The following is a 23753-nucleotide window of genomic DNA, read 5'->3' on the forward strand; positions in this document are numbered from 1 at the left end:
AATCCTTACCACCTCTGTCAAAGCGTTATTTTCCTTTTATTATAACAATATTTTGTAAAAAATTCAAAAAATCAACATTTATCTTTAACAGAGCCATTTATAAAGAAGCAAATCATTTTACAATTGAAATTAAAAATCATAAAATAAAAAATATAAAATAATAATTATTATAAAATAAGGAGGAGAGGATTAGATGCGTGTGTATGATTTTATCGTCGAAAAAGCAAATGGTGAACCAATATCGCTTGAACAATATAAAGGAAAGGTATTGCTGATTGTCAATACAGCGAGCAAATGTACCTTTACTCCGCAGTTTGATGATTTGCAGAAGCTTTATGAGAAGTATCGTGATCGCGGATTTGAAATTCTTGGCTTTCCGTGCAATCAGTTCGGGGCCCAAGAGCCGGGAAGCAGTGAAGAGGCGGTTGCCTTTTGTCAACTAAACTACGGCGTTGAATTTCCGATTTTCAAGAAAATTGATGTGAACGGGGAAGGGGCGCATCCGCTTTTTACTTATTTAAAAAAGCAGGCGCCGTTTCAAGGATTTGATGAAACAAACGTGAATGCTAAGCTGCTTAAATTAATGATTAGCGATAAAAATCCGGAATGGCTTGTCGGGGACGAAATTAAGTGGAACTTTACAAAATTTTTGATTGACCGAGAAGGAAATGTCGTCAAACGATACGAACCGTTTGTGGAACCGAGCGATTTTGCCCATGAGGTAGAAGCATTATTGTAGATGGGACGTGCGCCACTCGGCACACGTCTATTTCCATCTTTGCAGCATCAACGGAAGTTCTAAGTCGTGTTGTTCTAAAAAGGCGGCATCCGTTAAAATATCGTTTGTGTTTCCATCGTATACGATTCGTCCCTTGCTTAACACGATCGTTCGCTCGCAGCGTTCAAGTACGAGATCAAGATCATGCGTGGCGATGATTTTCGTGTGCGGTAGCCCCTCCATTAAGCGGATGAATGTTCGCCGCGCTTTCGGATCAAGGGCGGCAGTCGGCTCATCCATGATGAGAATGTCAGGCTGCATCGCTAAAATCGTCGCAAGAGCAACTAATCGTTTTTCTCCGCCTGATAAACGGTAAGGTGCCCGATCTTTTAAATGAAGGGCTCCGACCATCGTAAGAGCCTCAGTAACGCGTTGTTCGATCTCATTTTCAGGCAAACGTTCGTTACGCAACCCAAAGGCGACATCGTCATAGACGCTCATCATAAATAGTTGATCATCAGGATGTTGAAACATAAAGCCAATTTTACGGCGAATGGCGGGCAATGTCTTTTTCGTCATTGTGATGCCATCGACAACAATCGTGCCTTGTTGCGGAATAAGCAATCCGACGAGCAGCTGCAATAACGTTGATTTTCCCGCGCCATTTGCCCCGATGAGCCCAATGCACTCTCCTTTCTTAATATGAAATGAAACATCGCGAATCGCTTGGTGGCCATCGGGATATGTATAAGACAGATTGGATACGTTGATCATTGAATCACCTCGAACCATGTGCTCAAAGGAAATAGGCGATAAACAGTGAAAAGAACCATCCAGCTGCATAAATAGGCAACATCGATTACATTCATTTTTTGCTGTGTCATTCCGTATTGTTCGATTGTAAAACCGCGCAATTTCATCGCATGGTAGATGCGTTCGGCCCGATCAAACGAACGAAGAAGCATTTGGCCGATCACCGTTGCCCAGATGGAAAGGCGAATCGCTTTTTCGCGCGGGGCGCGCAACGAGTAGGCATTTCGTATTCGCTTCGCTTCTTCTATTAGGAGAGAGAGGTATCGGTATGTAAGCAAAAACTGCAAAACGAGCGGTTTGGGTATGCGCAAAGCGATGAGGGCTGCGCCTATTTTTTCAGCTCCTGTCGTCGCAAATAAAAGCAATGTCGCCCAAACCGTTAAAATTCCTTTCAAAAGAAGGGTAAAAAAAATGATCCAACCAGCTGAAATCGTCATCTGTTTGAATAACGCGATGTCTCCGTCCACAAAAAAAGGCTGGGTGATTCCGATCCCTATGATGAACGGAAGGGCGAGCAGCATTTGTTTGCTGAGTGAACGGAACGGAAGAGAGGCGAGAATCGTCACTATCATCGGATAAAAAACGAGCGGGACGAGCTCGAATACATCGTATTTTTCAAATGAGGCGATGACAAAAAGATAAGCAAGCGTCACAAACAGCTTGCTGATTGGATGAAGGCGATGGATGGCGGTCGCTTGTTTTGACCGCTCATCAAACAGCCTTATATGAAAAGTCGTTTGATCGATTTTTTTCATCTCAATTCACCTAGCTCGTTTGAATTTGAACCATTTCCACATCGTTCCGACGGTAAGAATGAAGAAGAGAACAAGCAATGTCCCGAATACACCAGAAAAGCTTGTCCCGATGTTGATCAGGCCGCCTTCGCTTGCATTTTTAAAGTTGTAGTCTGGCAAAGGGGCTAATTTCTCTTGCCATTTGGCTGCTGTTTCATGAATGAGTGTGGATGCTTCTAGTTCTTCTGTTCCAGCGGTTTTGGCAATGGACCATTCAAGTCCATCTGGGTTAGAAGAAGCGAATGAAGAAACGATGCCGCCGATAAACAGAGCAACAAGAGCCAGAGCGACAAGGACCCTGTTCGCTTTCGGATGGTGTGAGTGATGAATGTTCACTAACTCCGGTCTCGCTTTTGCGATAAAGGTGACGACAGCGGCAGTCACGATTCCTTCCACGATGCCAATCGCTAAATGAATCGGCTGCATGAGAAGCGTAAACGTTGTAAACGGCAGTTCGGTTTTTCCTGATAGTACCGTTTCGACGACGACACTAAAGGCTCCTAGTTGCAAGCCGATCACAGCGGCAATAACGGAAGCCGACCAAATTCCTTTTCCTTTTTCAATCATTCGCTTATAAAGAGGATAGGCGACAAAGCATGTGTAGAAGCCAAGATTAAACACGTTACAACCAAACGCAAGCAATCCCCCATCGGCGAAAAAAAGCGCCTGAATGAATAAAATCGTCGCCATCGTTAAAAAACCTGCATACGGTCCAAGCAAAATAGCTAACAACAATCCCCCGCCTAAATGCCCACTTGAACCTGTTCCAGGGATGGCGAAGTTGACCATTTGTGCTGCAAACACAAACGCCCCCATAACCCCCATCAACGGAAGCTTATTTTCTTCGACATCGAAATTGAGTCTTTTTAACGAGTAGCCTGTGATCCCTGCAGTAGCCCCCCACATCGTTGCCGCCACGGCAGGTGAAATCAGCGCATCGGCCATGTGCATTGAAAATTCCCCTCCTTTTTCCATTATTATAAGACGACGGTAAACGTTTTGAAAGAAAAATTAGGTAAAAATGAGTGAAGATGCAACTGGAATCAATGTCGAATATTAGGTAAAAATGAGACGTTTTGTCCTATTGTTTCCATAGGCCATTACGCTAGAATGAAAGAGAAAGTTACAGCCAAGGAAACTTGGTGTCACAAAGCTATAGGGTCTAACGGCTTTTTGCCTATGACAGCCAGCTGCCATTACCATCAGAAGAAAGGAGAAGGTCGGTAATGAAACAAAACGTGATAAAAATGATTGCGGCGATCTCGTCAGTCACACTTGCCGTTTTTAGCGCTCCTGTGTATGCGGTTACAGCAAAACAAGATGAAAGCAAAGTAGAGGAAAAGCAAAATGTAGGAAAAAATCACAAAGAAGAAAAGAAAAAAGATGAAAAGAAACATGTAGGATTGGCTAAGCAATTGCGTTCGATTGACAAGCAATTAAACAAAATCGAAGAAAAGCTGCAGAAATATATGACCAAAGCAAAACAATTCGAATCCGAACAATCCATTGATGAAATACCATCAACCGAAGATAAAACGGTTGTGAATGAAAATACAGAAGAAACATCGGATGACTCAACTCAACAAGAATCAACACCGGATGGTTCTACTCAGCAAGAACCAACATCAGGTGACTCTACTCAACAAGATCAAACCACGGTTGAAGATGAACAAGCCGATGAACCAGAAACAGAAATGAACGATGAGGCGGAGAATGAATCAGAAACAGAAGTAGCCGATGATCAGCAAGAGAACCAAACAGAAGCAGAATTAGAAGATGAACAAGAGAACGAAACAGAGGAAGAAGCAGAAGATGATGTGAAAGAGATTGAAAAAGAAGTATATGAAACACCTAGCTATTATGGCAAGCTTAAAGCTTTGTTGAATCGTTTACATGCGGTTGAAAATCGTTTAGATGCGTTAACGCGTAAATTTGGCGAAACAGAAGAGATTCAAGCTCGTTATGAAAGAGTGGCAGAGTTAGAAACTAAAATCAAAAGCTTACAAGGAAAGATGGAAAAATATCAAAAAGAAACAAGAGAAAAAATGAAAAAAGCAAAAGCGATCAAAAAGAAGAAAGAACGTGTCGCTCGGACAAAGCAGTGGAACATTCAATTTAGCAAACCATTGAATGAAAAGACGATTTCGCAGCTCGATGTGATTGTGCTCGATGCAAATGAAAATCTTGTCGAGGTCCAACTTTCTTATGACAAACAAACGAATACGTTAAAAGTGGTTCCAACTCAACCATATAAATCAGGCGAAACGTATACGCTTTACATCGGCAAAGACATCGAGGGTGAAAATGGATTTTCGTTAAAACATGCAGTAAAAGTGGAGTTTACCGTAGAGTGAAGGATGTGAGCGGGGATGAAAAAGAAAATCGTTCTGTTATGTTTCATCCTAAGTCTTGTTTTTGCGCCGTTGATGCAAGTCCAGGCGGTATCGTTTAAAGACGTGAATAAACAAACATTTGGCGAAAAAGAAATTTTAACGTTAGCCAATCGAGCAATCATTGGCGGATATCCTGATGGAACGTTTCGACCAAAAGACTTGTTAGAAAGAAGACATATAGCGATTTTATTAGCGAGAGCGATGAAATATCCGCAACCAAAAAAGCTGACGTATTTTAAAGATGTTCCTTCAAGTCATATCAATGCAAAAGAAATTGCGCAAATGTATGAACAAGGCATCTTTAAAGGATCAAACGGCTATTTTGGACCAAAACAACCGATTACGCGTGAGCAAATGGCAACCGTGCTCGTACGTGTATTTCATTTAGAAGATACGGGTGAGAAGGTCACTTTTAAAGATATGTCGTCCATTTCTCCTTCCCATGTCAAAGACGTCAAAATTTTAAAACAGCATGGCATTACGGAAGCAGATGTATTCAATCCAAAAGGCCATGTGACGCGCGCTCATTTTGCGGTGTTCCTTTACCGTGCGTTAGCGCAACAAGAGGCGCCGGAAGTCGTGAGTATTCAATAGATTGCTAGCTATTTTGCCCTCGGTTACAGAGGGCGTTTTCTTTTTTGCTATAATAGTAGAAAAATAGAAAAAACAAGGGGATTGTTTATGAGAAAGCTTGTTTTCCTTTTCATGATTTGGATCATTTTTCCGAGTATGGCGCAGGCGAGCGAGCAAGAGGAATGGATCGTTCGTTTGCGAAATGAATCGGAAATCGAGATGCTGACAAACGCATATAAAACAAAGGTGCTCGATGTGGATGGAGCATTTGCGAAAATGTCATTGACGGAAGAGGAAGTAAGTGAAATAAAGCAGCTTCCATATGTTCTTCAAGTGGAGCCGAACTATGTGAAACGAGCGGCTTCTGTTCCCAATGATCCGTTTTTTTATGAGCAATGGGCGCTTCAAAAAATCGATTGGGTGTTTCCAAACTTCGCTTCTCGCAACCTGTTGATCGGCCAGACAGTCGCTGTTGATGGAAAGATGGAAACGTATACAGGGCAAACGCTTAAAGGAAAAGATTTCGTTTTCACCGTTGGAGATCAATCGGTTTCCCGGCTTTCCGTTCAATTGGATCATGTGGAAGGAACGTGGCGGCTGGAAGTGTTGGACGATGCTGGAAATTTGCTTGGATGGAATGAAGGGACGTTAGCCAAATTAGATGTACGATTGAACCGTTCTGCACCGACTATTCATGTTCGGGTTCAGCCGATGGATTGGACGGTCGAACCGACGGTTGTTGAAATAAAGGCGGTCGATCATCTTCTTGTGGCGGTGATCGATTCAGGGGTTCGTATGCATGAAGATTTCGGTGATAACATTTTATACAGTTTAAGCGTTGATTATGCAGAAAAAAAGCGATATGCGGAGGATACGTTTGGTCATGGAACGCATGTGACTGGGATTGTGGCGGCTGTCGCGAATAATGCAAAAGGGATTAGCGGTGTGATCGGAAATGCGCCTGTCGATATTTTGCCGATCAAAGTGCTTGATCATTATGGAAGCGGCGGCGATTTTGAAATCGCGAAAGGGGTTCGCTATGCGCTTGAAAAAGGAGCCGATATGATTAATTTAAGCTTAGCGGGAAAAGGGGAAACGACTGTTTTAAGATCAGCGATTGACGATGCGATTCATCAAGGGGTGCTTGTCGTGGCGGCAGCTGGAAACAGCCATATGTCGACGGCAACCGTTTATCCTGCGAGCTATCCGGGTGTGATCACCGTTTCAGCAACGAATGAACGCGATGAACCAATTTCGATTGCCAATTATGGTTGGGAAGTGGATCTTAGCGCCCCTGGCGACAACATTTTAAGCACGTATCTGAATGGCTACCGCACGTTGCGCGGCACTTCGATGGCGGCTCCTTATGTGACAGGGGCATTGGCCGTATTAAAAACGCTGCATCCTCATGAAGATGCGATTCAGTTGCGCACACGCCTGTTGGAAACAGCCAAAGATGTACATGAGCGCGGTTATGATATTTACTCAGGATACGGGCTGTTGCAAATGCAAAAAGCGATTCAATCTCCTGTGCCGTCCCAAGCGGTGGATTGGCTCGATTTTCAACACGGACAACCGATTGAAAAAGGGCGTTTATATTGGATTGGTTTTTCACCATCCTTGCAAGGGAAAACCGCGCATCTCTTTTTCGGAGGCCGTCTCGTTCATTCCTTTACGATCACCAATTGGTTGATGACGGTTCGACTATCTGATTTTATTTCTGAAAAAGAAGGGGACATCAGCGTTTTAGTTACAGACGGCAATAAAAAAGTGATTGCGTTTGAAAATCGGACATCCCCTATTCGCCCAACAACCTTTCGCGATGTGCCGCCAAAGCATTGGGCGTATAAGGTGGTTCAGCAAGCACAATCGCTTTCGTTTGTCCGCGGATACGGAGATGGAACATTTCGGCCAAACGATCGGCTTAGTCGACGTCATGGGATTATGATGATGAATCGTGCCTTTGGCTGGGAAGCTCCATCTGTTCTTTCTTCTCCGTTTCGCGATGTATCGCTCTCCTCATCTGGAGCGCTTGCCGTCTTAAACGCATCGGAGCGGCATATATTGAAGGGAGCAGATGGAAAGGCGCAGCTTGATCAGCCGTTAACGAGAGGGCAAATGGCGTTAATGTTGGTGAGAGCGCTGCAAATCGAAAATGAAACGATTCATACGTCACATCTGTTTCAAGATGTAACAACAGGAGAAGTACGGAAAGCGGTGCAGCTGCTCGCGGAACGGGGGATTGTTGCCAAACAATCTGCTTTTCGTCCGAATGATCCGATTACGCGAGCGGAATTTGCCGCCATGCTTGTGAGAGTGCATGAAAGAAAAAAATAGCCAGCGTCACGCTGGCTATTTTTTGCGTTTCATCATCCCCATAAACTATACGTCTCGTACGAAGCAGTATACATGGATGAAAAATAAAAAGCCCCGCTACAAGCGTAGCGGGGGGATGGCTTACCAACCAAAATCTTATCGCATGAGTTAGTATATCCCCTATTTTGAAAAAAATCATTACAAAAATAATAACTCTGCTTCAATGAAAAGGTGGATATTAAAGAAAATAAAAAAAATGTATAAATTTGTCGGATGTTGTCGTTATTTGTCGAAAGATGTTTTTTAGTGACAGTCTTGTTCATGCTTGAAAAGGAAATTAGTTATATACAGCCAAAATATGACCAATCTCTTATGGAAAAGGTTAGGATTGTTTGTTATGCTTAAAACTATAGAAAAAGAATTGTCGAAAGGGAGAAGAAAATGGTGGGGAAAAAGTTATTGATTTGTCTGAATATCGTTCTTCTTGCTTTCTTTTCTGGTGTGTATAGTGCATTTGCGAATACGGAAATGAAGCAAGGCGAGCGATTTGTCGATGTGCCGGATAATCATTGGGCAAAAAGTGAAATTGAATATTTAGCCGCTCGAAACATTGTTGCTGGATATGATCAAGGAAGTGTGACAGAGTTTCGTCCAAACAATCCAGTGACAAGAGCAGAGGCTGCCAAAATGATTTTGATTGCGCTTGGTCAAAAGGAAGCGGACGCGTCATCATTACCGTTTACAGATGTAGATTCCAATCACTGGGCGCGCGGTTGGATTGCTCGTGCCATGCAGTTAGGTTTTATGACAGGATACGATAATCAAACGTTCCGTCCGAATGAAGGGCTTTCACGCGCGGAGATGAGTAAAGTGCTTGTTGAAGCCTTTTCGCTTGCGAGCAAAGATGCTTCAGCAGAATCAGCCCCTGTTTTTAAAGATACGGCTGGTCATTGGGCGCTCGCCTATATTAATCGCCTTTATTACTATGGAATTGCTGTCGGTCGTAACGATCAATTTTTCCCGAATGATTCCATATCGCGCGCAGAATTTTCTGTGTTATTGACGCGAACGATCAATGAGCAATTCCGTCTCCCTTTACCTGAATTGGTGTATAATAAGGCGAAAACGAATGTTCAAGGAATCGTCACGGCGTCGATATTGAACGTGCGCTCCCAACCTTCCGCCACTGCTCCGCTTGTCGGAAAGCTGCAAAAAGGTCAAATCGTTGATATTTATGACATAAACGGCTTTTGGGCAAAAATTAAGTATAACAATCAACTTGCGTACGTTCATAAAACATACTTAAAATTAAGAAATGTGACAGGTTCTCCGGTTCAAGGACGCATCATCGTTGTGGATGCGGGGCATGGCGGTAAAGACACTGGAACAATTGGGGCAGGAACGACCGAAAAAGTCATCACGTTGGCAGTGGCGAAAAAGCTGAAAGCGAAGCTTCAAAAAGCGGGAGCGACCGTCATTATGACACGTGAAACGGACGTGTATCCAACGCTTGAGGATCGTGTCAATATAGCTAAGAGCAAGTATGCGGAAATGTTTATCAGCATTCATGTCAATTCGGCTGCAAAAACATCTGCGAAAGGGACGGAAGTGTTTTACGATACGTCGAAAAATGCGAATGGGGAAGAAAGTAAAAAGCTTGCCCAATTTATTCAACAAGAAATTGTTAAGCGGGCGAATATGGTTGATCGAGGCGTGAAAGATTACGATTTCTATGTTCTCCGCAATAACAATATTACGAGTGTGTTAATTGAGCTTGGTTTTATTTCGAATTCCGATGATGCTAAAAAATTAACCTCACCGCAATATCAAGAGATTTATGCTGAGGCTATTTACCAAGGGATTATAAAATACTATACGTCTCAATGAATGATGAACGGACGCGTATAGCGGTCCGTTCATTTGTGTAAGAGCTTGATTCGCTTTTCGTAGGCGAAAAAGGGGGAATCGTAGTAATGAAAAAATATATGGTTTTATCTATGTGTGTAGGTGCGTTGCTTTTCAATGCAGCCTGCGAGAAGAAAAATGAAAAAGTTGATGCGGTCGAAGAAAAAGAAGTAGCATCGGCCGACTGGGTGGAAGATCAGCTGTCGGAGTCGAACGAAAAAGTAAATGAAATCGATGCGAAAACGAAGCAACTTGAACAAGAAATTGCCAAGATTAAATTGGCTGTTGAGAATCAACAAGTATTTAAAGATGTACCTATTGATCATTGGGCTTATGTGTACGTGACAAGCTTGTATCATCAAGGAATTGTCGGCGGGGTTGGAAATAACTTGTTTGCACCGAGCCAATCGATTACTCGTGCGCAAGCAGCAGCCATGCTTGTGAGAGCATTTCAGCTTCCGCTTTCGTCCAAACCGTCTGTTTTTTCAGACGTTCCAGATGACCATCTATTTGCACGAGAAGTGATGACAGCGTATGAAGCAGGCTTTTTCGGCGGATATCCAAACAATCGATTTATGCCGAGCGAGCCGATGAAACGAAAACATATGGCAATGGTTCTTCAACGTGCATTTAAGCTTCAACCAAACAGCAGTATTCCATATTCAGGATATAAAGATGTGAACGAAAAAACAGAAGGAGCAGAAGCGATTCAAATCATTTCCCAATATGGAATAGCCCAAGGCAGCAATGGGTATTTTTATCCTGATCGAGCCACGACCCGCGCTGAATTTGCTACTTTTATGTATCGGGCGTTAAATTTACAAAAATAAGGGTGTCCAAAAAAAACGGACACCCTTTTTTAATTTAATTTTTTCACTTCGATTCCTTTGTAGTAATGTTTTAAAATTTGGTCATACTTAAATCCTTTCTCTGCCATGCTGCGCGCTCCCCATTGACTCATGCCAAGACGATGTCCCCAACCGTTTCCTGTGAATGTGAATTGAGTTGGAGAAGTTGGATAATAAATGGTTGTGTCCTTTGTTCGAACAGAGATGTTTAAATCATTAATGGTTGTTTCACCGCTAACCGTTTGCAGTTTGTATCCAGCGACATGATCAACGGTTTGTTCAGAACCGTCCGCTCGTTTAATTTTCACATTCGCATTTCCTTTTATATTAAAAGAGATGCTTTTTAATGTGACTCCAAAGAATGAACGAAACGAGTCTGGGGAAGATACGAATGTCGTTCGAGTGTTTATGGTTCTTTTTTGTGCGGTTGTTGGATTGTATGCGATCGCTTGCACTTGCTGTACGCTTCCTGCCTGTGTTCGTTCTGTTACGCGCAAGGCAACAAGCCGTTCATTGGTTAATTTAAACTTTGAAGCAATCGTGCTTGAATCAGCCGATGCTGTCCATCCGTAGTGCGGATTGCTCGGATGTTGATCGTATGGATCGGCAACCGAACGAATATATGGCACGACACTGCTCCAAACGTTTTCGCTATTTTCTGTATAGCCGCCTGAACTTGAATGAAAGTAGGCAGCAATGGGTTGATTGTTGTATGTAGCATAGATGCCAGCTGTTTCGCTAACGGCAGCGTTCGTGTTAGAGTGTTCTTTTGATTTTCCCCCATAAACTTGGCTAGCGACCGTCATTTGCAAATAGGAGGTTTTTTTCATTTGAGTATACGCATAGCTGCGCGCTGCCACCGCTTGCGCTTTTAATGCTTCTTTTGGCCAAGAAGCTGGCATTTCCCCCGGCACGACACCTTTTAAATAATCTTCTATATCGAGCGTGTTGAATAGATCAGGAGAAGTTGCACCTGGAACGATTGTAAAAGAACCGCGGTACTTCACTGCAACGGAACCTTTTGTTTGCTTGATGTTGCTAATGGTTACTTCGTTAAGATCACTTCGTGTTACTTCATCGATCATAAATCCAGATGAGGATGAATACGTCTTTGTTCCAGTTGTGGCAACGACTTTCCCGTTGCTTTGCGAGAAAGAAATCGGGTTTGTAAATGAGATGGCTTGATTTGAATCAAGGTTAATGAGCCGGTAATTTCCTGTGACCGTTGCTGAAAAAGTCGTTGTTGGAAGAAGTTTAACTTTCACTGGTGTCGGGTATGATGCCGCTTCCGTCTTTATTGGTAACAAGAAAAGAAATCCAATGAGTGAAACGATCCACCACTGTTTCAGCCTTTTCATTTTTTACTTTGTAGCCTCCAATTGTTGTTTTAGTTTTTGCACTTCACTTTCAAGCTGCTGAACGCGTTGTTCAAGTTTTGTGACCCGTTCATTTAACGGATTGATTTTTGCTAACACCCATTCAACGCTCGCAAGCACAGGTTCATCATCCGCTAACGCTTTTGGAATGGATACGAAAAAAAACGCAGCGAGCAGCAAAAGGAGAAGAGTGCGTTTTTTCATAGGAAATGCCTCCTTACTCTATTTTTCTATCTGCTATTATAGCAAACTTTGCCTTATAAGTATGAAAAATTAACAAAATTTGTGTAGAGTAAAACGATAAAAATGTTAGTATAATTGGAAATGTTGTAGCCTTTTTCTCTATGGATCTATTTTTTCTTTCTTTATTTGAAAAATTTGTGCTATAATGTCTGATAGGTTTGTGAGAAAATCAAATGGTAGAAAGTGCTATTTGGATATGTATGCAACTTTAAACAATTCGGGAATGCTAACAATTAGGGAGGTTCCTTATGATTTATTTCACCTTGTTGATCTGCTTTATAATTGCAGTGTTAATTACGCCAGCTGTGAAATGGCTTGCTTTTAAAGTCGGTGCGACAGACAAACCGAATCAACGAAAAGTGCATCAAAAAATTATGCCGCGTTTAGGCGGATTGGCTATTTTTATCAGCTTCATGATTGGATACTGGATTTTAAAACCGGAAAGCCCGTTTGCGACTGCGATTTTGATTGGAGCTGCTGTTGTTGTGTTAACAGGTGTGCTCGATGATATATATGAATTGCCGCCAAAATTAAAATTGCTTGGTCAAATTATTGCCGCGGTTGTCGTTGTTGTGTATGGCGGTGTGCGCATTGAGTACATCAACTTGCCATTCGGCGGTCAGTTAGATTTTGGTATTTTAAGCATTCCGATTACGATGTTTTGGATTATTGGAATTACGAATGCGATTAACTTAATTGATGGATTGGATGGACTTGCAGCAGGCGTTTCTTCCATTGCGCTTGTGACGATTGCCAGCATGGCTGCGACAATGAGCAACACCTATGCATTTGTGTTTGCGATGAGTTTAATTTTGCTTGGAAGTACGCTTGGATTTCTCATCTATAACTTCCATCCAGCCAAAATTTTTATGGGAGATACGGGTGCGCTCTTTTTAGGCTATATGATTTCAGTCTTGTCATTGCTCGGGTTTAAAAATGTAACAGTTTTCTCGTTTGTTATTCCGATCCTTATCTTAGGTGTGCCTATTTCTGATACGTTCTTTGCGATTATTCGTCGCATTGTCAATAAACAACCGTTATCTGCACCGGATAAGTCGCATTTGCATCATTGTCTTTTGCGTCTCGGCTATAGCCATCGTCAAACGGTGCTCATCATTTACGGAATGGCAGCGATGTTTGGTTTAGCTGCTGTGCTTCTTTCTAAAGCGACGATGTTTGGTTCACTTTTTGTCATTACCGCAATAGTTCTCATTGTTGAATTAATTGTTGAGAAGGTTGGATTGGTTAGCAAAGATTATCGTCCGCTTTTAAAAATCGTGCGTGGAATGCGTGGAATGAGAAGAATATCATGAGGGATAGAAAAAGGCGTTGCTTCATGGCAACGCCTTTATTGCTCTTGAGCTAGCTGCTCTGTTTTGGCATGATAAGAAGATACGTCTAGATGGTCTTTTAACGTTTGTTTAATTTCATCTACATTTGCTTCATCCAATTGATAGTAATAGACACCGCTGATTGTCGTGTCCTGTCCTTCTAGGTGCAATGTTTCGATATCTGTTTTGCCTTTGGTTACGTAGGCAAGGAAGCCCATGATTTCATCAAATGTTAAGTTCGTTGTCATATTTTTTCCAACTGCTTCAAGAATGTCATCGTACTTTGTTAATGAATGAATCGTGGTCGCTTTTTTAAAGATCGCTTTAATGAGTTCTTGTTGCCGTTTGCCTCGTTCGATGTCACTGTCATATTTTCTTGTGCGGGCTAATGCCAGCGCTTCCTCTCCGTTTAATGTTTGTAGACCCGGTTTTAGATGAATGGCGTCACGTCGGTCTTTTGAATCCATTTCGTATAATTCGTAAGGAACGTCATACTCGATTCCGCCTAGTTCATCGACAACATCCACAAACGCTTCAAAGTTCATTTTCACGTAGTAATCAACAGGAATATCTAGCAGTTCTTCAACGGTTTCGACCGTTGCTTTCACCCCGCCGTAAGCATGAGCATGCGTAATCTTGTCATACTTTTTTTCCTCTGGAATGTATACGTACGAATCGCGAGGGATGCTCAACAATTTGACCGACTTCTCTTTCGCGTTAAAGGTTGCCAAAACGAGCGCATCGGAACGCACAGCTCCCATTGAGCGTTTTTGACGCACATCGCTATCATCAACACCGATGAACAGCACGGAAATATTATCAGAATTCGGGTCTACTTCTTTTATGCGTGGTTTTTCCCGGCCTTCAATTTCTTCAAACGAGTTTTGAATGACCGACTGTGCTTTGTTTAATAGAAAAGATGCATAAGTGGCTCCGCCGATGATGATCGCCAGCAACGGAAGCAAAATGAAAAATAATGCTCTTCTTCGCTTTCTTTTCTTTCGTATGATTTTATGCATACGTCTATTTTGCATAGTCGTTCTCCTTTTTCAAATGATTCAACAAATCTCGACATATAAACAACCTTCATTTTACAAAATTTTTATTTATTCGTAAATGAAAAATTTTTGTTATCCTTTCACATCTTCTTCTAAATACGTAACGTCTCCTTCAGTAATTCGGCTTTTTCCATTTGTTAATTCGGTCATCCAAGCGATGAATGTTTCTTTCTGTCTTTCTTCCACATACGTTTCAATGGTCACTTGATCGGTATAATGAATGTCTTTGATGCGATAAACAGAAGAACGAAGCTCGTTTTCGACTTTTCCAAGCCACGTATAGTCGATCGTCGTCTGCATGATGCGCATCAGTTTTCGTTCGACGATGCCTGTCGCTTTTAATCCTTCCGATACCGCTCTGCCGTAGGCGCGTACGAGCCCGCCTGCGCCGAGTTTAATTCCGCCAAAATAACGCGTCACGACGACAACCGTATCTTTTAATCCTTTCTTTTTTAATACTTCGAGCATCGGAACTCCTGCGGTTCCGCTTGGCTCGCCGTCATCATTCGCTTTTTGAATTTGGTCATGTTCGCCGATTAAATAGGCGGAACAGTTATGGGTGGCGTCCCAATGCTTCTTTTTAATTTCTTGAATAAAGCGAATCGCTTCTTCTTCTGTCGTTGCCCGATTGACGTAACAGATGAATCGTGATTTTTCAATGACGATTTCAGTTTCTCCGTATCCTTTTACGGTATAGTATTTCTCCAACAATGATCAATCACCTCTGAGTATGATTTGAAAATGTTCTTATTTGATGCATATTCATGAAAAAACTGATGCAAATCATTGAAACATGCTATAATAAATTATAAAACGACAAAATTATACATGAAAAGGTATGATGTCGAACAAGTGAAGAAAATGTTAAAATAAATATCGGGAAAATTCCCTATCGTAGGTCAATTTTTCTTCAGGTGGTACATATGTCCAATAAAAAATTTGATTCTAAATCACTCGATCAAATTGTTGAGAAAATGATCGAAACGGTCGATCATAGCAAAGATGAAATTTTCCAAATCGGCGAGCAGTCGCGCAAAGAACATGAGCGATTGCTTGAGGAATTGCACGAAGTAAAAGAAAAAGTTCGTCGAGTGATCGATCAATCCGATCGTTTAGAAGCAAAAGCGCGCCTCGCTCGGCAACGCTTGTCCGAAGTGAGCAAGAATTTCTCAAACTACTCCGAATCTGAAATTCATGACGCTTACGAAAAAGCGCATATGTTGCAGATGGAATTAGCCATGATGCGCGAAAAAGAAAAACAGTTGCGCCTTCGCCGCGATGAATTGGAACGGCGGATTTCTGGAGTAAAAGAAACGATCGAACGCGCCGATCACCTGATCGGTCAAATTACGGTCGTATTAAACTATTTAAACGGAGATTTGCGCCAATTAAGCGAATTTATCGAAGGAGCCAATCAAAAACAAGAATTCGGTTTGCGCATTATCGAAGCGCAAGAAGAGGAGCGAAAGCGATTGTCGCGCGAAATTCATGATGGGCCGGCGCAAATGTTGGCCAATGTTATTATGCGCTCAGATTTAATCGAGCGCATTTATCGCGACCGCGGTGCGAAAGAAGCGCTTAAGGAAGTGCGCGACTTGAAAGAGATGGTTCGTTCCGCATTGTATGAAGTGCGGCGCATTATTTATGATTTGCGGCCAATGGCGCTTGATGATCTCGGTTTAATCCCAACATTGCGGAAATATTTACAGACAATCGGAGAGTATCATCGAACGAAAATTACGTTTACAAATATCAGTGAATGTCAACGTTTGCCGAACCGCTTAGAGGTTGCTATTTTCCGACTGATTCAAGAAGCGGTCCAAAACGCATTAAAACATGCTGAGGCTACGGAAATTCAAGTGAAGATTGAAACCAAACGCCAAAATTTGTTCGTTGTTGTTAAAGACAACGGCAAAGGATTTGATCCGAACGAGAAAAAAGAGAAAGCGTTCGGATTAATAGGGATGAGAGAACGAATCGACCTTTTGGAAGGACAAATGACGATTTATTCACAAAAAGGGATTGGAACGATTGTCAGCATGCAAATTCCACTTCATATTGAGCAGTAAAGAGAGGGGAAACAGCGATGAAGACACGCATTGTAATCATTGATGATCATAAATTGTTTCGAGAAGGAATTAAACGCATTTTAGATTTTGAAGAAGAATTTGAGGTTGTTGCAGAGGGGAGCGACGGAGAAGAAGCCCTCGAGCTTGTTAGACAGCATAGGCCAGATGTTGTCCTCATGGACATTAATATGCCAAATGTCAATGGCGTCGAAGCAACGCGCCGTTTAATTGAAGCTTATCCAGATACGAAAGTGATCATTTTATCGATTCATGATGATGAAAACTATGTGATGCATGCATTGCAAACAGGAGCAATGGGCTATTTATTAAAAGAAATGGATGCGGACGCGCTCATTGAAGCGGTCAAAGTAGTTGCAGAAGGCGGTTCGTATTTGCATCCGAAAGTAACGCATAACTTAGTAAAAGAATATCGCCGCCTTGTTTCTGGGGATCAGCCAGAACAAGAAAAACAAAAACAAGAAGTACGCATGCCTTTCCATTTGCTCACACGGCGCGAATGCGAAGTATTGCAGCTGCTTGCGGATGGAAAGAGCAATAAAGCGATTGCCGATGCGCTATACATTAGCGAAAAAACGGTGAAAAACCATGTAAGCAACATTTTACAAAAAATGAACGTCAACGATCGCACGCAAGCGGTCGTAGTGGCGATTAAAAATGGCTGGGTGGAAGTACGCTAAGGTTGTCGAGGGAATTCGACAACCTTTTTTACTGCAAAGATGAGAGCTTCTATAGTAAAATAAAAAGAAGAAAACTTTGGGACAAGGAAGGTACTGAACGATGAAAACGGCGATTTTAACGGATAGTACAGCTTATATTCCGCAAGAAATCCGTGAAAAGTTAAACATACATATGATTCCGCTAAGCGTGACATTTGGAACGGAAACGTATCGAGAAGAAATCGATTTAACGGCGGAACAATTTTTTGCGAAAGTGAAAACGCATAGCGAATTGCCGACGACGTCCCAACCGCCGATTGGACTGTTTGTCGAAATGTTTGAACAATTAGCGAAAGAATACGATGCGGTCATCAGCATTCATTTATCGAGCGGCATTAGCGGGACGTATCAAGGCTCTGTGACAGCGGGTCAAATGGTTGAAGGAATTAAAGTCTACTCGTACGATTCTGAAATTAGTTGCATGATGCAAGGATTTTATGCGATCGAAGCGGCAGAAATGGCGCAAGCGGGCAAAAGCCCGGAAGAAATTATTGCCCGTTTAGACGAAATGAAACGTTCGGTGCGCGCTTACTTTATGGTTGATGACTTGTCTCACTTACAACGCGGCGGCCGCTTAAGCGGGGCGCAGGCGCTGATCGGCAGCCTTCTTCAAGTGAAGCCGCTCCTTCATTTCGTGGATAAAGTGATCGTGCCATTTGAAAAAATTCGCACGCGCAAAAAAGCGCTTAAGCGAATGGAAGAATTGTTTGCGGAAGATGCGAAGCTCGGCGTGCCGATGCGTGCGGTCATCATTCATGCCAACCGTGAAGAAGAAGCCCGCGCATGGAAAGAAGAGCTTCAACAAATGTACCCGCACGTTGAATTTTTCCTCAGCTATTTCGGCCCTGTCATCGGTACGCACTTAGGCGAAGGTGCGATGGGGTTTGGCTGGTATAAAAAATAACGAAGGCGCCGCATGAGGCGGCGTCTTTTATTGGAGGTTATTATGAATGATTGATTATCGAGCGCTTGGCGGCTTGCCAAAGCAACCTCTTCATGAACATTTTTCCCCGTCTTCTTCTCTCCTTTCTTTTCTCGCTGGAAAGCAGCTCCTCCTTTCTGAGCTTCCATTTCCGTTTGAAGTCGTTCATCAACATTACGAACACGGCTATATCGTCTACAAACCAAGCATTGTGCAACATGAAAATCGTTATGTGTGTGTGCGCTGCGGCAATGAAGATCCGCATCTTTTTGCCTCTTTTCCATGCGCCCGCTGCGGCGAAGCTTGCGTCTATTGCCGCAAATGCATCAAGATGGGACGAGCCAGCCAATGCAATCCGCTTGTGTCTTCCACACAAATTCCACCTTCCTCGCCTTTTTCTTCTTCCCTTTGCTGGCAAGGAACTCTATCACCCGCCCAGCAACTCGCTTCAGATGCGGTTTGTGAGGCGATTCGTCGCGACGGACATCTTCTCGTTTGGGCCGTATGCGGCGCTGGGAAAACGGAAGTGCTGTTTCACGGTATCGAGCTTGCTCTGTCGCAAGGGAAGCGTGTTTGCCTTGCCGCCCCACGCACCGATGTCATTTTAGAACTGGCCCCGCGCCTCAAACACGTTTTTCCGTCTGTTGATGTCGTTGCGTTATATGGCGGCAGCGAAGATCGCGGCAAGCTCGCTTCGTTGACGCTTTCGACGACTCATCAGCTTCTTCGTTATCACCAAGCATTCGATGTGATGATCGTTGATGAAGTCGATGCGTTTCCGTATTCGGTTGATGCGACGTTGACGCATACGGTTGAACAGGCGCGCAAGCCAATCTCCTCGCTCATTTACTTAACAGCTACTCCAAATGAAACGTGGCAGCGAGAAGTCAACATAGGGAAGCGTCATGCTGTGACGATTCCTGCTCGCTATCACCGTCATCCTCTCCCTGTTCCCGTTTTTGAATGGTGTGGAAATTGGAAAAAGCTATGGAAGAAAAAAAGACTTCCTGCCAATGTGATCAATTGGATTCACTTACACCTTGAACAGAAGAAACAAGCGTTTCTTTTTGTTCCTCATATTGATTTCCTCGAACAAATCGTTCCGCTCTTGAAATCGTTTCATCCCTCGATTGAAGGTGTTCATGCGGAAGATCCTTTGCGAAAAGAAAAAGTGCAACAATTTCGGCAAGGACACATTCCGCTTTTAGTGACGACGACCATTTTAGAGCGCGGCGTGACCATTCCGAACATTGATGTTGCGGTCTTGGGTGCCGAACAAGCGATTTTTACTGAAAGCGCGCTCGTGCAAATCGCTGGCCGCGTCGGCCGCAGCGCCCAATATCCGAACGGCGATGTCCGCTTTTTCCATTACGGCAAAACGCAGGAAATGGTCGCGGCGAAACGGCAAATCGAAAGAATGAACAAAGAGGCGGCGGAAAGGGGGCTGTTGAAAACGCAATGAATTGCCTGATTTGTCATACGCCGTACAATCCAACGGTGAGTTGGCGGTATTTGCTGACATTAAAAAAAGTGGATTGTCTTTGTTCGAAGTGCCGCAATGCTTTGATGAGAATTGACGGAGAAATTTGTGATAGTTGCGGCCGTCCGTTTGCTGGTCTTGAACCATTGCATCGTCAAGGACGATTATGCACGGACTGTGTTCGCTGGCAAGAGGACGACGAGTGGAAAGATGTGTTGACGAAAAATCGGTCCGTGTATATGTATGATGAATTTATGAAAGAAGTGGTTGCGCTTTGGAAATTTCGCGGCGATTATGCGATCGTCCAAGCGTTTCAAGAAGAGTTTTGCCATGAATTTGATCGCTATTTTGACCATACCTTTCTCATCGTTCCGATTCCTCTCAGCGCTGAGCGGCTGTATGAACGCGGATTTAACCAAGCAAAGGCGCTGGCTGAGCTGCTCGCTCTCCCTATTCATGAACTGCTTCATCGTCATCACCTCGAAAAACAATCAAAAAAATCGCGACGTGAGCGCTTGCGAACAGAAAATGTCTTTCAGTTGTCGGAAAAAACGTCTTTACAAGACAGGCATATTGTGTTGATCGATGATATTTATACGACAGGGACGACGTTAAGACATGCGGCGAAGGTGTTGCTCAAGGCCGGCGCCGCTTCTGTTTCTTCGTTCACATTGGCGCGAGGTTAAGATCGAGGACAAACATGCCGATATTAAAAATAGCAAGAATGGAGCGGAGCGTGAAATCAATGCAAATTCGCAACGATTGGATCCTAAACGAGTCAATGACCAATTCATTTCCGTTTTCCTTGAAAGAAGGGGAAACATTTTTCGCGACAATGAAGGAAAAATTAAGCAACCATGAAGCCATTGTAACGATTAAAGGACAGGATGTACGCGTTCACTTTCAAGGAGAAATCCCAAACGAAGAGCAATTTGCTGTAAAAATAATTGGAATAAAAGATCATGTTTTACAAGTGCAAGCCGTACCGAAAACAGTGGCGAAAGAGGCGGCCACCGGGTCGCTCCCTGTCAGTGAATTAGAGAAAGCGGAACAAATTTTGCTAGCGCAAGGAATTCGCCTATCTAAGGAAGAAAAAGCGATATTAAAGCGTTTTTTCGAAAAAGCAAAGGGGACGCTGAATGAAAAACTGGAAACGATACAGGCACTTGCGAATAAAAAGCTTGAAGTGACCGAGTTGCATTTACAGTCTATCCATGAAGCGTTGCATGGCGAGCCATTCGGTGAGGTATTAACGCAGTTGGCCGATCATCTCGATCTCTTGCCGCATTTACAATCTTCAAAGGAGAACAATAGGGATTTTGTTGACACCGGAAAGAGAATGTTCAACTCTCAAACCGAAACAGATTTAGACGAAAAGAAGATGTTTCATTCTCAAACTGAAACAGACTTATTAGAAAAAGATCAATCAATCTCGCAAAAAGATCGCATTTTGGCAGGGGCAGAAGCAACGAACGGGCAACAAACGGAACTGCCATATTGGAACGAAGAATGGGCTCGAAGCATCCCTGTCCAAGCCAAAGATATAATCGTGAAGACGGTGACGGAAAAACTTTCGCAAGCGGCGCTTGATTTTAAAAAGCTGCAAATCGAGATGAATAAGAAGTTAGAAAACGCGGCACTTTTGTTGAACAGAGGACAAGCATTGGCGCGCCAGCAGGCAAAACAATTTGTCGAAGCCGTCATTCATACGTTAGACCGCGCCATTTTGCAAGGAGAATTTATGCTTTTTACCGACATGAAAACGGAGAAGCAAATGCTTCAGGCAAGCGCAAAATTGGCGGAAGCGAAGCAACTGCTTACGGAGGGAAAGCCGAGCGATGCTTTAAAAATCGTAAATGAAGTGAAGAATTTGCTTGGAGGTCTTCGCTTTCAGCCGGCAGACGTCAAAGTGAAGCATTTTGTTTCTGCTCTTCATTTAAACGAGCAAGAAACAACGCCAAAGCAGCAGCTTCTTTCGCAACTCGCAAAAACATTAACACTTCCGCTTGGCGAGGAAGTTTCGGCGCGAAATACGTTTGAGCAATTTCGGCAATTAGGGTTTCATCATGAAAAAGATGTTTCCCGCGCTTTATTGTTTAAACAGCCAGCCATTGAGCCGCAAAATATAAAAGCGTTGTTAATGAAATTAAGCCAAGGAGAGCCTGGCATGATCGTCCAGCAAGCCGAGCACGCTTTAGCGAATATGACAGGTCAACAGCTGTTAAGCAAATTTGAGACCAACCAACATACGCAAACGATGTTTTATCAATTGCCATTGTTGATGCAGGGGAAAATTGAAACGGTCAACATTTATTTAAATTCCCGAAATGATGGAGGAAAGCTTGATTGGGAAAACTGCAGCCTGTACTTTTTACTGGATACGGAAAAGTACGGGAAAATCGGCATTTTGCTTCAGGCATTGGAACGAAATTTAAAGTTGACCATTAAAACGAACAATGTGAAACTGACCGAAGCTTTGAAATCGTTAACGGAGATGGCTAAAGAGAACTTGGAAGCCATCGGCTATAATGTAAAAGGAATTACGTTTGCGAAAATGAATGAACAAGAAGAACAAGAAACAGTTGCCGAAACAACGAAAACGAAAGAAACAAACAGCGAGAAAGGTTATGATTGGACGGTATGAAAAACGGTTATCAACATTATTTTTCCGCATTGACAAGTTATGAAAAAGGAGCCGATCAACTATCGGAGTCTAAAACCAATACGGTAAACGAAATCATCAAGCAAGCACAACAACAAAACATTCCCATCCAAACCGATTCGTCGCTTGTCAAGCATTTAGCTGATGCGGAACATCGCGTTCCTTCACAGCTCTATGCCGTCATTGGAGAAATTTTAAAATTAATTAAAAGTATTGAACAACAATAGGGGAGATTCATGTGGAAATTCAAAAAATCACAAAAGCAAACATGATGAACGTAAGGAAAAAGGAAGCAACAGCCTCGGCGTCTGTATCGTTTGCAGAAGTTGTAGCGAAGCAAAACGAAGAACTCGCTCTCGAGCGCTTTCAGCAACTTGCGAAAGAAATCGAAGAACAAGGAAAAATTTTAGCAGAGTCGCGTTCGGTAGAAGATTTGCGAAAATATAAAAAGCTTGTTAAACAGCTGCTTGACGATGCGGTAAAAAACGGTTTGCAATTATCCGAACAACGCGGCTTCAATTGGAGCGGGCGTTCGCGGTTGTATAAAGTTGTGAGAGAAATAGACAAAAGGTTAATTGATTTAACAAATGCCGTATTGCAAAAAGAAAAACAAGGAATTGACCTTTTAAGCACCATCGGGGAAATTCAAGGATTAATTATCAATATTTATACGTAAGCGCTCTTTATTTGTCTTATAATAGAAAGAAGAAAGAGAGAAGGATTGGGGAGGGGAACAATGAATTTAGAAAATTGCCCAAACTGCGGACGCCTATTTATAAAAAGTCAGTTTCACGATATTTGCCAGAGCTGTTATCGCGAAGAAGAAGAGGCTTTCGAGAAAGTTTATCATTTTTTGCGCAAAAGGGAAAATCGCATGGCGACAATGGCGCAAGTGGTGGAAGCCACAGGGGTTAAGGAATCGCTGCTGATGAAATTCATTAAAAGCGGACGTCTAAAACTTGCACAATTCCCGAATTTAGGATATCCTTGCGACCGCTGCGGCACGCTGATTCGCGAAGGAAGACTGTGTGCAAACTGTTCAACAGACTTGAGCAAACAATTAGAAATGTTGCAAAAGGAAGAAGAGATGAAAAAACGCCGTCATATGGAAAGAGTTTATTATACGAAAGAGGATGACGAGAATTAATTTGAATTTCTTGTAAACAATTTTTTTTGGTTTGCCGATAATATAGGTAGGAGATACGGAAACGGCATAGAAAAGGAGGGATTTTCATGAGAATTCACAATTTCGGCTCGATGGGCGTGAATCCTTACAGACGTCAGTTCGACCAAGAGATGCAGGCGAAAAAGCCTGTAGTGAAGCAAGGTCAAGATAAAGTGGAAATTTCCGCGACGGCGAAGGAGTTGCAGCAAATTTCTCAATGGACGGTTGAACATCAAGAGAAAGTGCGCAAGTTAAAAGAACAAGTGCAAAACGGAACCTATCAAATTGATCCCGCTGCCATCGCGAAAAGTATATACAAATTTTACTTTGAAAATTAAATCAGTATTCCC

At 42.8% G+C, this 23753-nt stretch carries 24 protein-coding genes and 1 riboswitch; of the genes, 17 read left to right on the top strand and 7 right to left on the bottom strand.

Annotated elements, in window-relative coordinates:
• Nucleotides 1-193: 193 nt before the first annotated feature.
• Nucleotides 194-739 (top strand): glutathione peroxidase, encoded by a 546-nt coding sequence (locus tag EDD69_RS10410; protein WP_132948898.1) that lies wholly within the window; start codon nt 194-196, stop codon nt 737-739.
• A gap of 27 nt (nt 740-766) precedes the next feature.
• On the opposite strand, the gene EDD69_RS10415 is transcribed toward EDD69_RS10410, so the two are convergent.
• Genes EDD69_RS10415 through EDD69_RS10425 form a run of 3 tightly spaced genes read right to left on the bottom strand, consistent with a single transcriptional unit; the run spans nt 767 to nt 3276 of the window.
• A complete protein-coding gene (locus EDD69_RS10415; RefSeq protein WP_132948899.1) occupies nt 767-1492 on the bottom strand; it encodes an energy-coupling factor ABC transporter ATP-binding protein in 726 nt (241 codons plus the stop codon).
• Nucleotides 1489-2286: a cobalt ECF transporter T component CbiQ gene (cbiQ, locus tag EDD69_RS10420; RefSeq protein ID WP_132948900.1), complete on the bottom strand. Its 798-nt coding sequence runs from the start codon at nt 2284-2286 to the stop codon at nt 1489-1491. The genes EDD69_RS10415 and cbiQ overlap by 4 nt, the downstream gene beginning before the upstream one ends.
• Nucleotides 2287-2292: 6 nt before the next feature.
• Nucleotides 2293-3276: an energy-coupling factor ABC transporter permease gene (locus EDD69_RS10425; protein WP_132948901.1), complete on the bottom strand. Its 984-nt coding sequence runs from the start codon at nt 3274-3276 to the stop codon at nt 2293-2295.
• A gap of 161 nt (nt 3277-3437) precedes the next feature.
• Nucleotides 3438-3523: riboswitch (cyclic di-GMP riboswitch) on the top strand.
• A 28-nt stretch (nt 3524-3551) separates the two neighbouring features.
• Here EDD69_RS10425 and EDD69_RS10430 point away from each other — a divergent pair.
• From EDD69_RS10430 to EDD69_RS10450, 5 genes are all read left to right on the top strand, one after another.
• Nucleotides 3552-4679 carry an Ig-like domain-containing domain gene (locus tag EDD69_RS10430; protein ID WP_132948902.1) on the top strand — a complete coding sequence of 376 codons (1128 nt, stop codon included), beginning with the start codon at nt 3552-3554 and terminating at the stop codon, nt 4677-4679.
• A gap of 15 nt (nt 4680-4694) precedes the next feature.
• Nucleotides 4695-5312, top strand: coding sequence for an S-layer homology domain-containing protein (locus EDD69_RS10435; protein WP_132948903.1), 618 nt, complete (start codon nt 4695-4697; stop codon nt 5310-5312).
• Nucleotides 5313-5399: 87 nt separating this feature from the next.
• Nucleotides 5400-7628 (top strand): S8 family peptidase, encoded by a 2229-nt coding sequence (locus tag EDD69_RS10440; RefSeq protein WP_132948904.1) that lies wholly within the window; start codon nt 5400-5402, stop codon nt 7626-7628.
• Between the two features lie 420 nt (nt 7629-8048).
• Nucleotides 8049-9494 (top strand): N-acetylmuramoyl-L-alanine amidase, encoded by a 1446-nt coding sequence (locus EDD69_RS10445; protein ID WP_132948905.1) that lies wholly within the window; start codon nt 8049-8051, stop codon nt 9492-9494.
• Between the two features lie 86 nt (nt 9495-9580).
• Entirely contained in the window at nt 9581-10342 is a 762-nt protein-coding gene (locus EDD69_RS10450) for an S-layer homology domain-containing protein (RefSeq protein ID WP_132948906.1), read from the top strand.
• Between the two features lie 29 nt (nt 10343-10371).
• Here EDD69_RS10450 and EDD69_RS10455 read toward each other — a convergent pair whose 3' ends face one another.
• Both EDD69_RS10455 and EDD69_RS10460 read right to left on the bottom strand, forming a co-directional pair.
• Nucleotides 10372-11718 (bottom strand): SpoIID/LytB domain-containing protein, encoded by a 1347-nt coding sequence (locus EDD69_RS10455; protein ID WP_132948907.1) that lies wholly within the window; start codon nt 11716-11718, stop codon nt 10372-10374.
• Between the two features lie 3 nt (nt 11719-11721).
• Complete coding sequence (locus tag EDD69_RS10460) at nt 11722-11940, bottom strand: hypothetical protein (protein WP_132948908.1); 219 nt, start codon at nt 11938-11940, stop codon at nt 11722-11724.
• A gap of 287 nt (nt 11941-12227) precedes the next feature.
• Between EDD69_RS10460 and EDD69_RS10465 the strand changes: the two genes are divergently transcribed.
• Complete coding sequence (locus EDD69_RS10465; protein WP_132948909.1) at nt 12228-13292, top strand: glycosyltransferase family 4 protein; 1065 nt, start codon at nt 12228-12230, stop codon at nt 13290-13292.
• A gap of 35 nt (nt 13293-13327) precedes the next feature.
• On the opposite strand, the gene EDD69_RS10470 is transcribed toward EDD69_RS10465, so the two are convergent.
• Both EDD69_RS10470 and EDD69_RS10475 read right to left on the bottom strand, forming a co-directional pair.
• Nucleotides 13328-14344, bottom strand: a complete 1017-nt coding sequence (locus tag EDD69_RS10470) for an LCP family protein (protein ID WP_132948910.1) — start codon at nt 14342-14344, stop codon at nt 13328-13330.
• Between the two features lie 96 nt (nt 14345-14440).
• On the bottom strand, nt 14441-15079 hold the full coding sequence (locus EDD69_RS10475) for a YigZ family protein (RefSeq protein WP_132948911.1): 639 nt from the start codon (nt 15077-15079) through the stop codon (nt 14441-14443).
• Nucleotides 15080-15291: 212 nt separating this feature from the next.
• Between EDD69_RS10475 and EDD69_RS10480 the strand changes: the two genes are divergently transcribed.
• The 10 genes from EDD69_RS10480 (at nt 15292) to flgM (ending at nt 23741) form a co-directional block, all read left to right on the top strand.
• Nucleotides 15292-16437, top strand: coding sequence for a sensor histidine kinase (locus EDD69_RS10480; RefSeq protein WP_132948912.1), 1146 nt, complete (start codon nt 15292-15294; stop codon nt 16435-16437).
• A gap of 17 nt (nt 16438-16454) precedes the next feature.
• Nucleotides 16455-17135, top strand: a complete 681-nt coding sequence (locus tag EDD69_RS10485) for a response regulator (protein ID WP_132948913.1) — start codon at nt 16455-16457, stop codon at nt 17133-17135.
• A 100-nt stretch (nt 17136-17235) separates the two neighbouring features.
• Nucleotides 17236-18078, top strand: a complete 843-nt coding sequence (locus EDD69_RS10490; RefSeq protein ID WP_132948914.1) for a DegV family protein — start codon at nt 17236-17238, stop codon at nt 18076-18078.
• 46 nt (nt 18079-18124) lie between these two features.
• Nucleotides 18125-19558, top strand: a complete 1434-nt coding sequence (locus EDD69_RS10495; protein WP_132948915.1) for an ATP-dependent helicase ComFA — start codon at nt 18125-18127, stop codon at nt 19556-19558.
• Nucleotides 19555-20262, top strand: a complete 708-nt coding sequence (locus tag EDD69_RS10500) for a ComF family protein (RefSeq protein WP_132948916.1) — start codon at nt 19555-19557, stop codon at nt 20260-20262. The genes EDD69_RS10495 and EDD69_RS10500 overlap by 4 nt, the downstream gene beginning before the upstream one ends.
• Nucleotides 20263-20276: 14 nt before the next feature.
• A complete protein-coding gene (locus tag EDD69_RS10505) occupies nt 20277-22220 on the top strand; it encodes a hypothetical protein (protein WP_243643098.1) in 1944 nt (647 codons plus the stop codon).
• Nucleotides 22217-22465 carry a flagellar biosynthesis protein FlhB gene (locus EDD69_RS10510; protein WP_132948986.1) on the top strand — a complete coding sequence of 83 codons (249 nt, stop codon included), beginning with the start codon at nt 22217-22219 and terminating at the stop codon, nt 22463-22465. The genes EDD69_RS10505 and EDD69_RS10510 overlap by 4 nt, the downstream gene beginning before the upstream one ends.
• 11 nt (nt 22466-22476) lie before the next feature.
• Nucleotides 22477-22914, top strand: a complete 438-nt coding sequence (locus tag EDD69_RS10515; protein ID WP_132948917.1) for a YaaR family protein — start codon at nt 22477-22479, stop codon at nt 22912-22914.
• A 60-nt stretch (nt 22915-22974) separates the two neighbouring features.
• Nucleotides 22975-23385: a TIGR03826 family flagellar region protein gene (locus EDD69_RS10520; protein WP_132948918.1), complete on the top strand. Its 411-nt coding sequence runs from the start codon at nt 22975-22977 to the stop codon at nt 23383-23385.
• 86 nt (nt 23386-23471) lie between these two features.
• A complete protein-coding gene (gene flgM, locus EDD69_RS10525) occupies nt 23472-23741 on the top strand; it encodes a flagellar biosynthesis anti-sigma factor FlgM (protein WP_132948919.1) in 270 nt (89 codons plus the stop codon).
• Nucleotides 23742-23753 lie beyond the last annotated feature (12 nt).

The sequence above is a fragment of the Thermolongibacillus altinsuensis genome (genome assembly GCF_004341205.1).
Taxonomy (GTDB): Bacteria; Bacillota; Bacilli; order Bacillales; family Anoxybacillaceae; genus Thermolongibacillus; species Thermolongibacillus altinsuensis.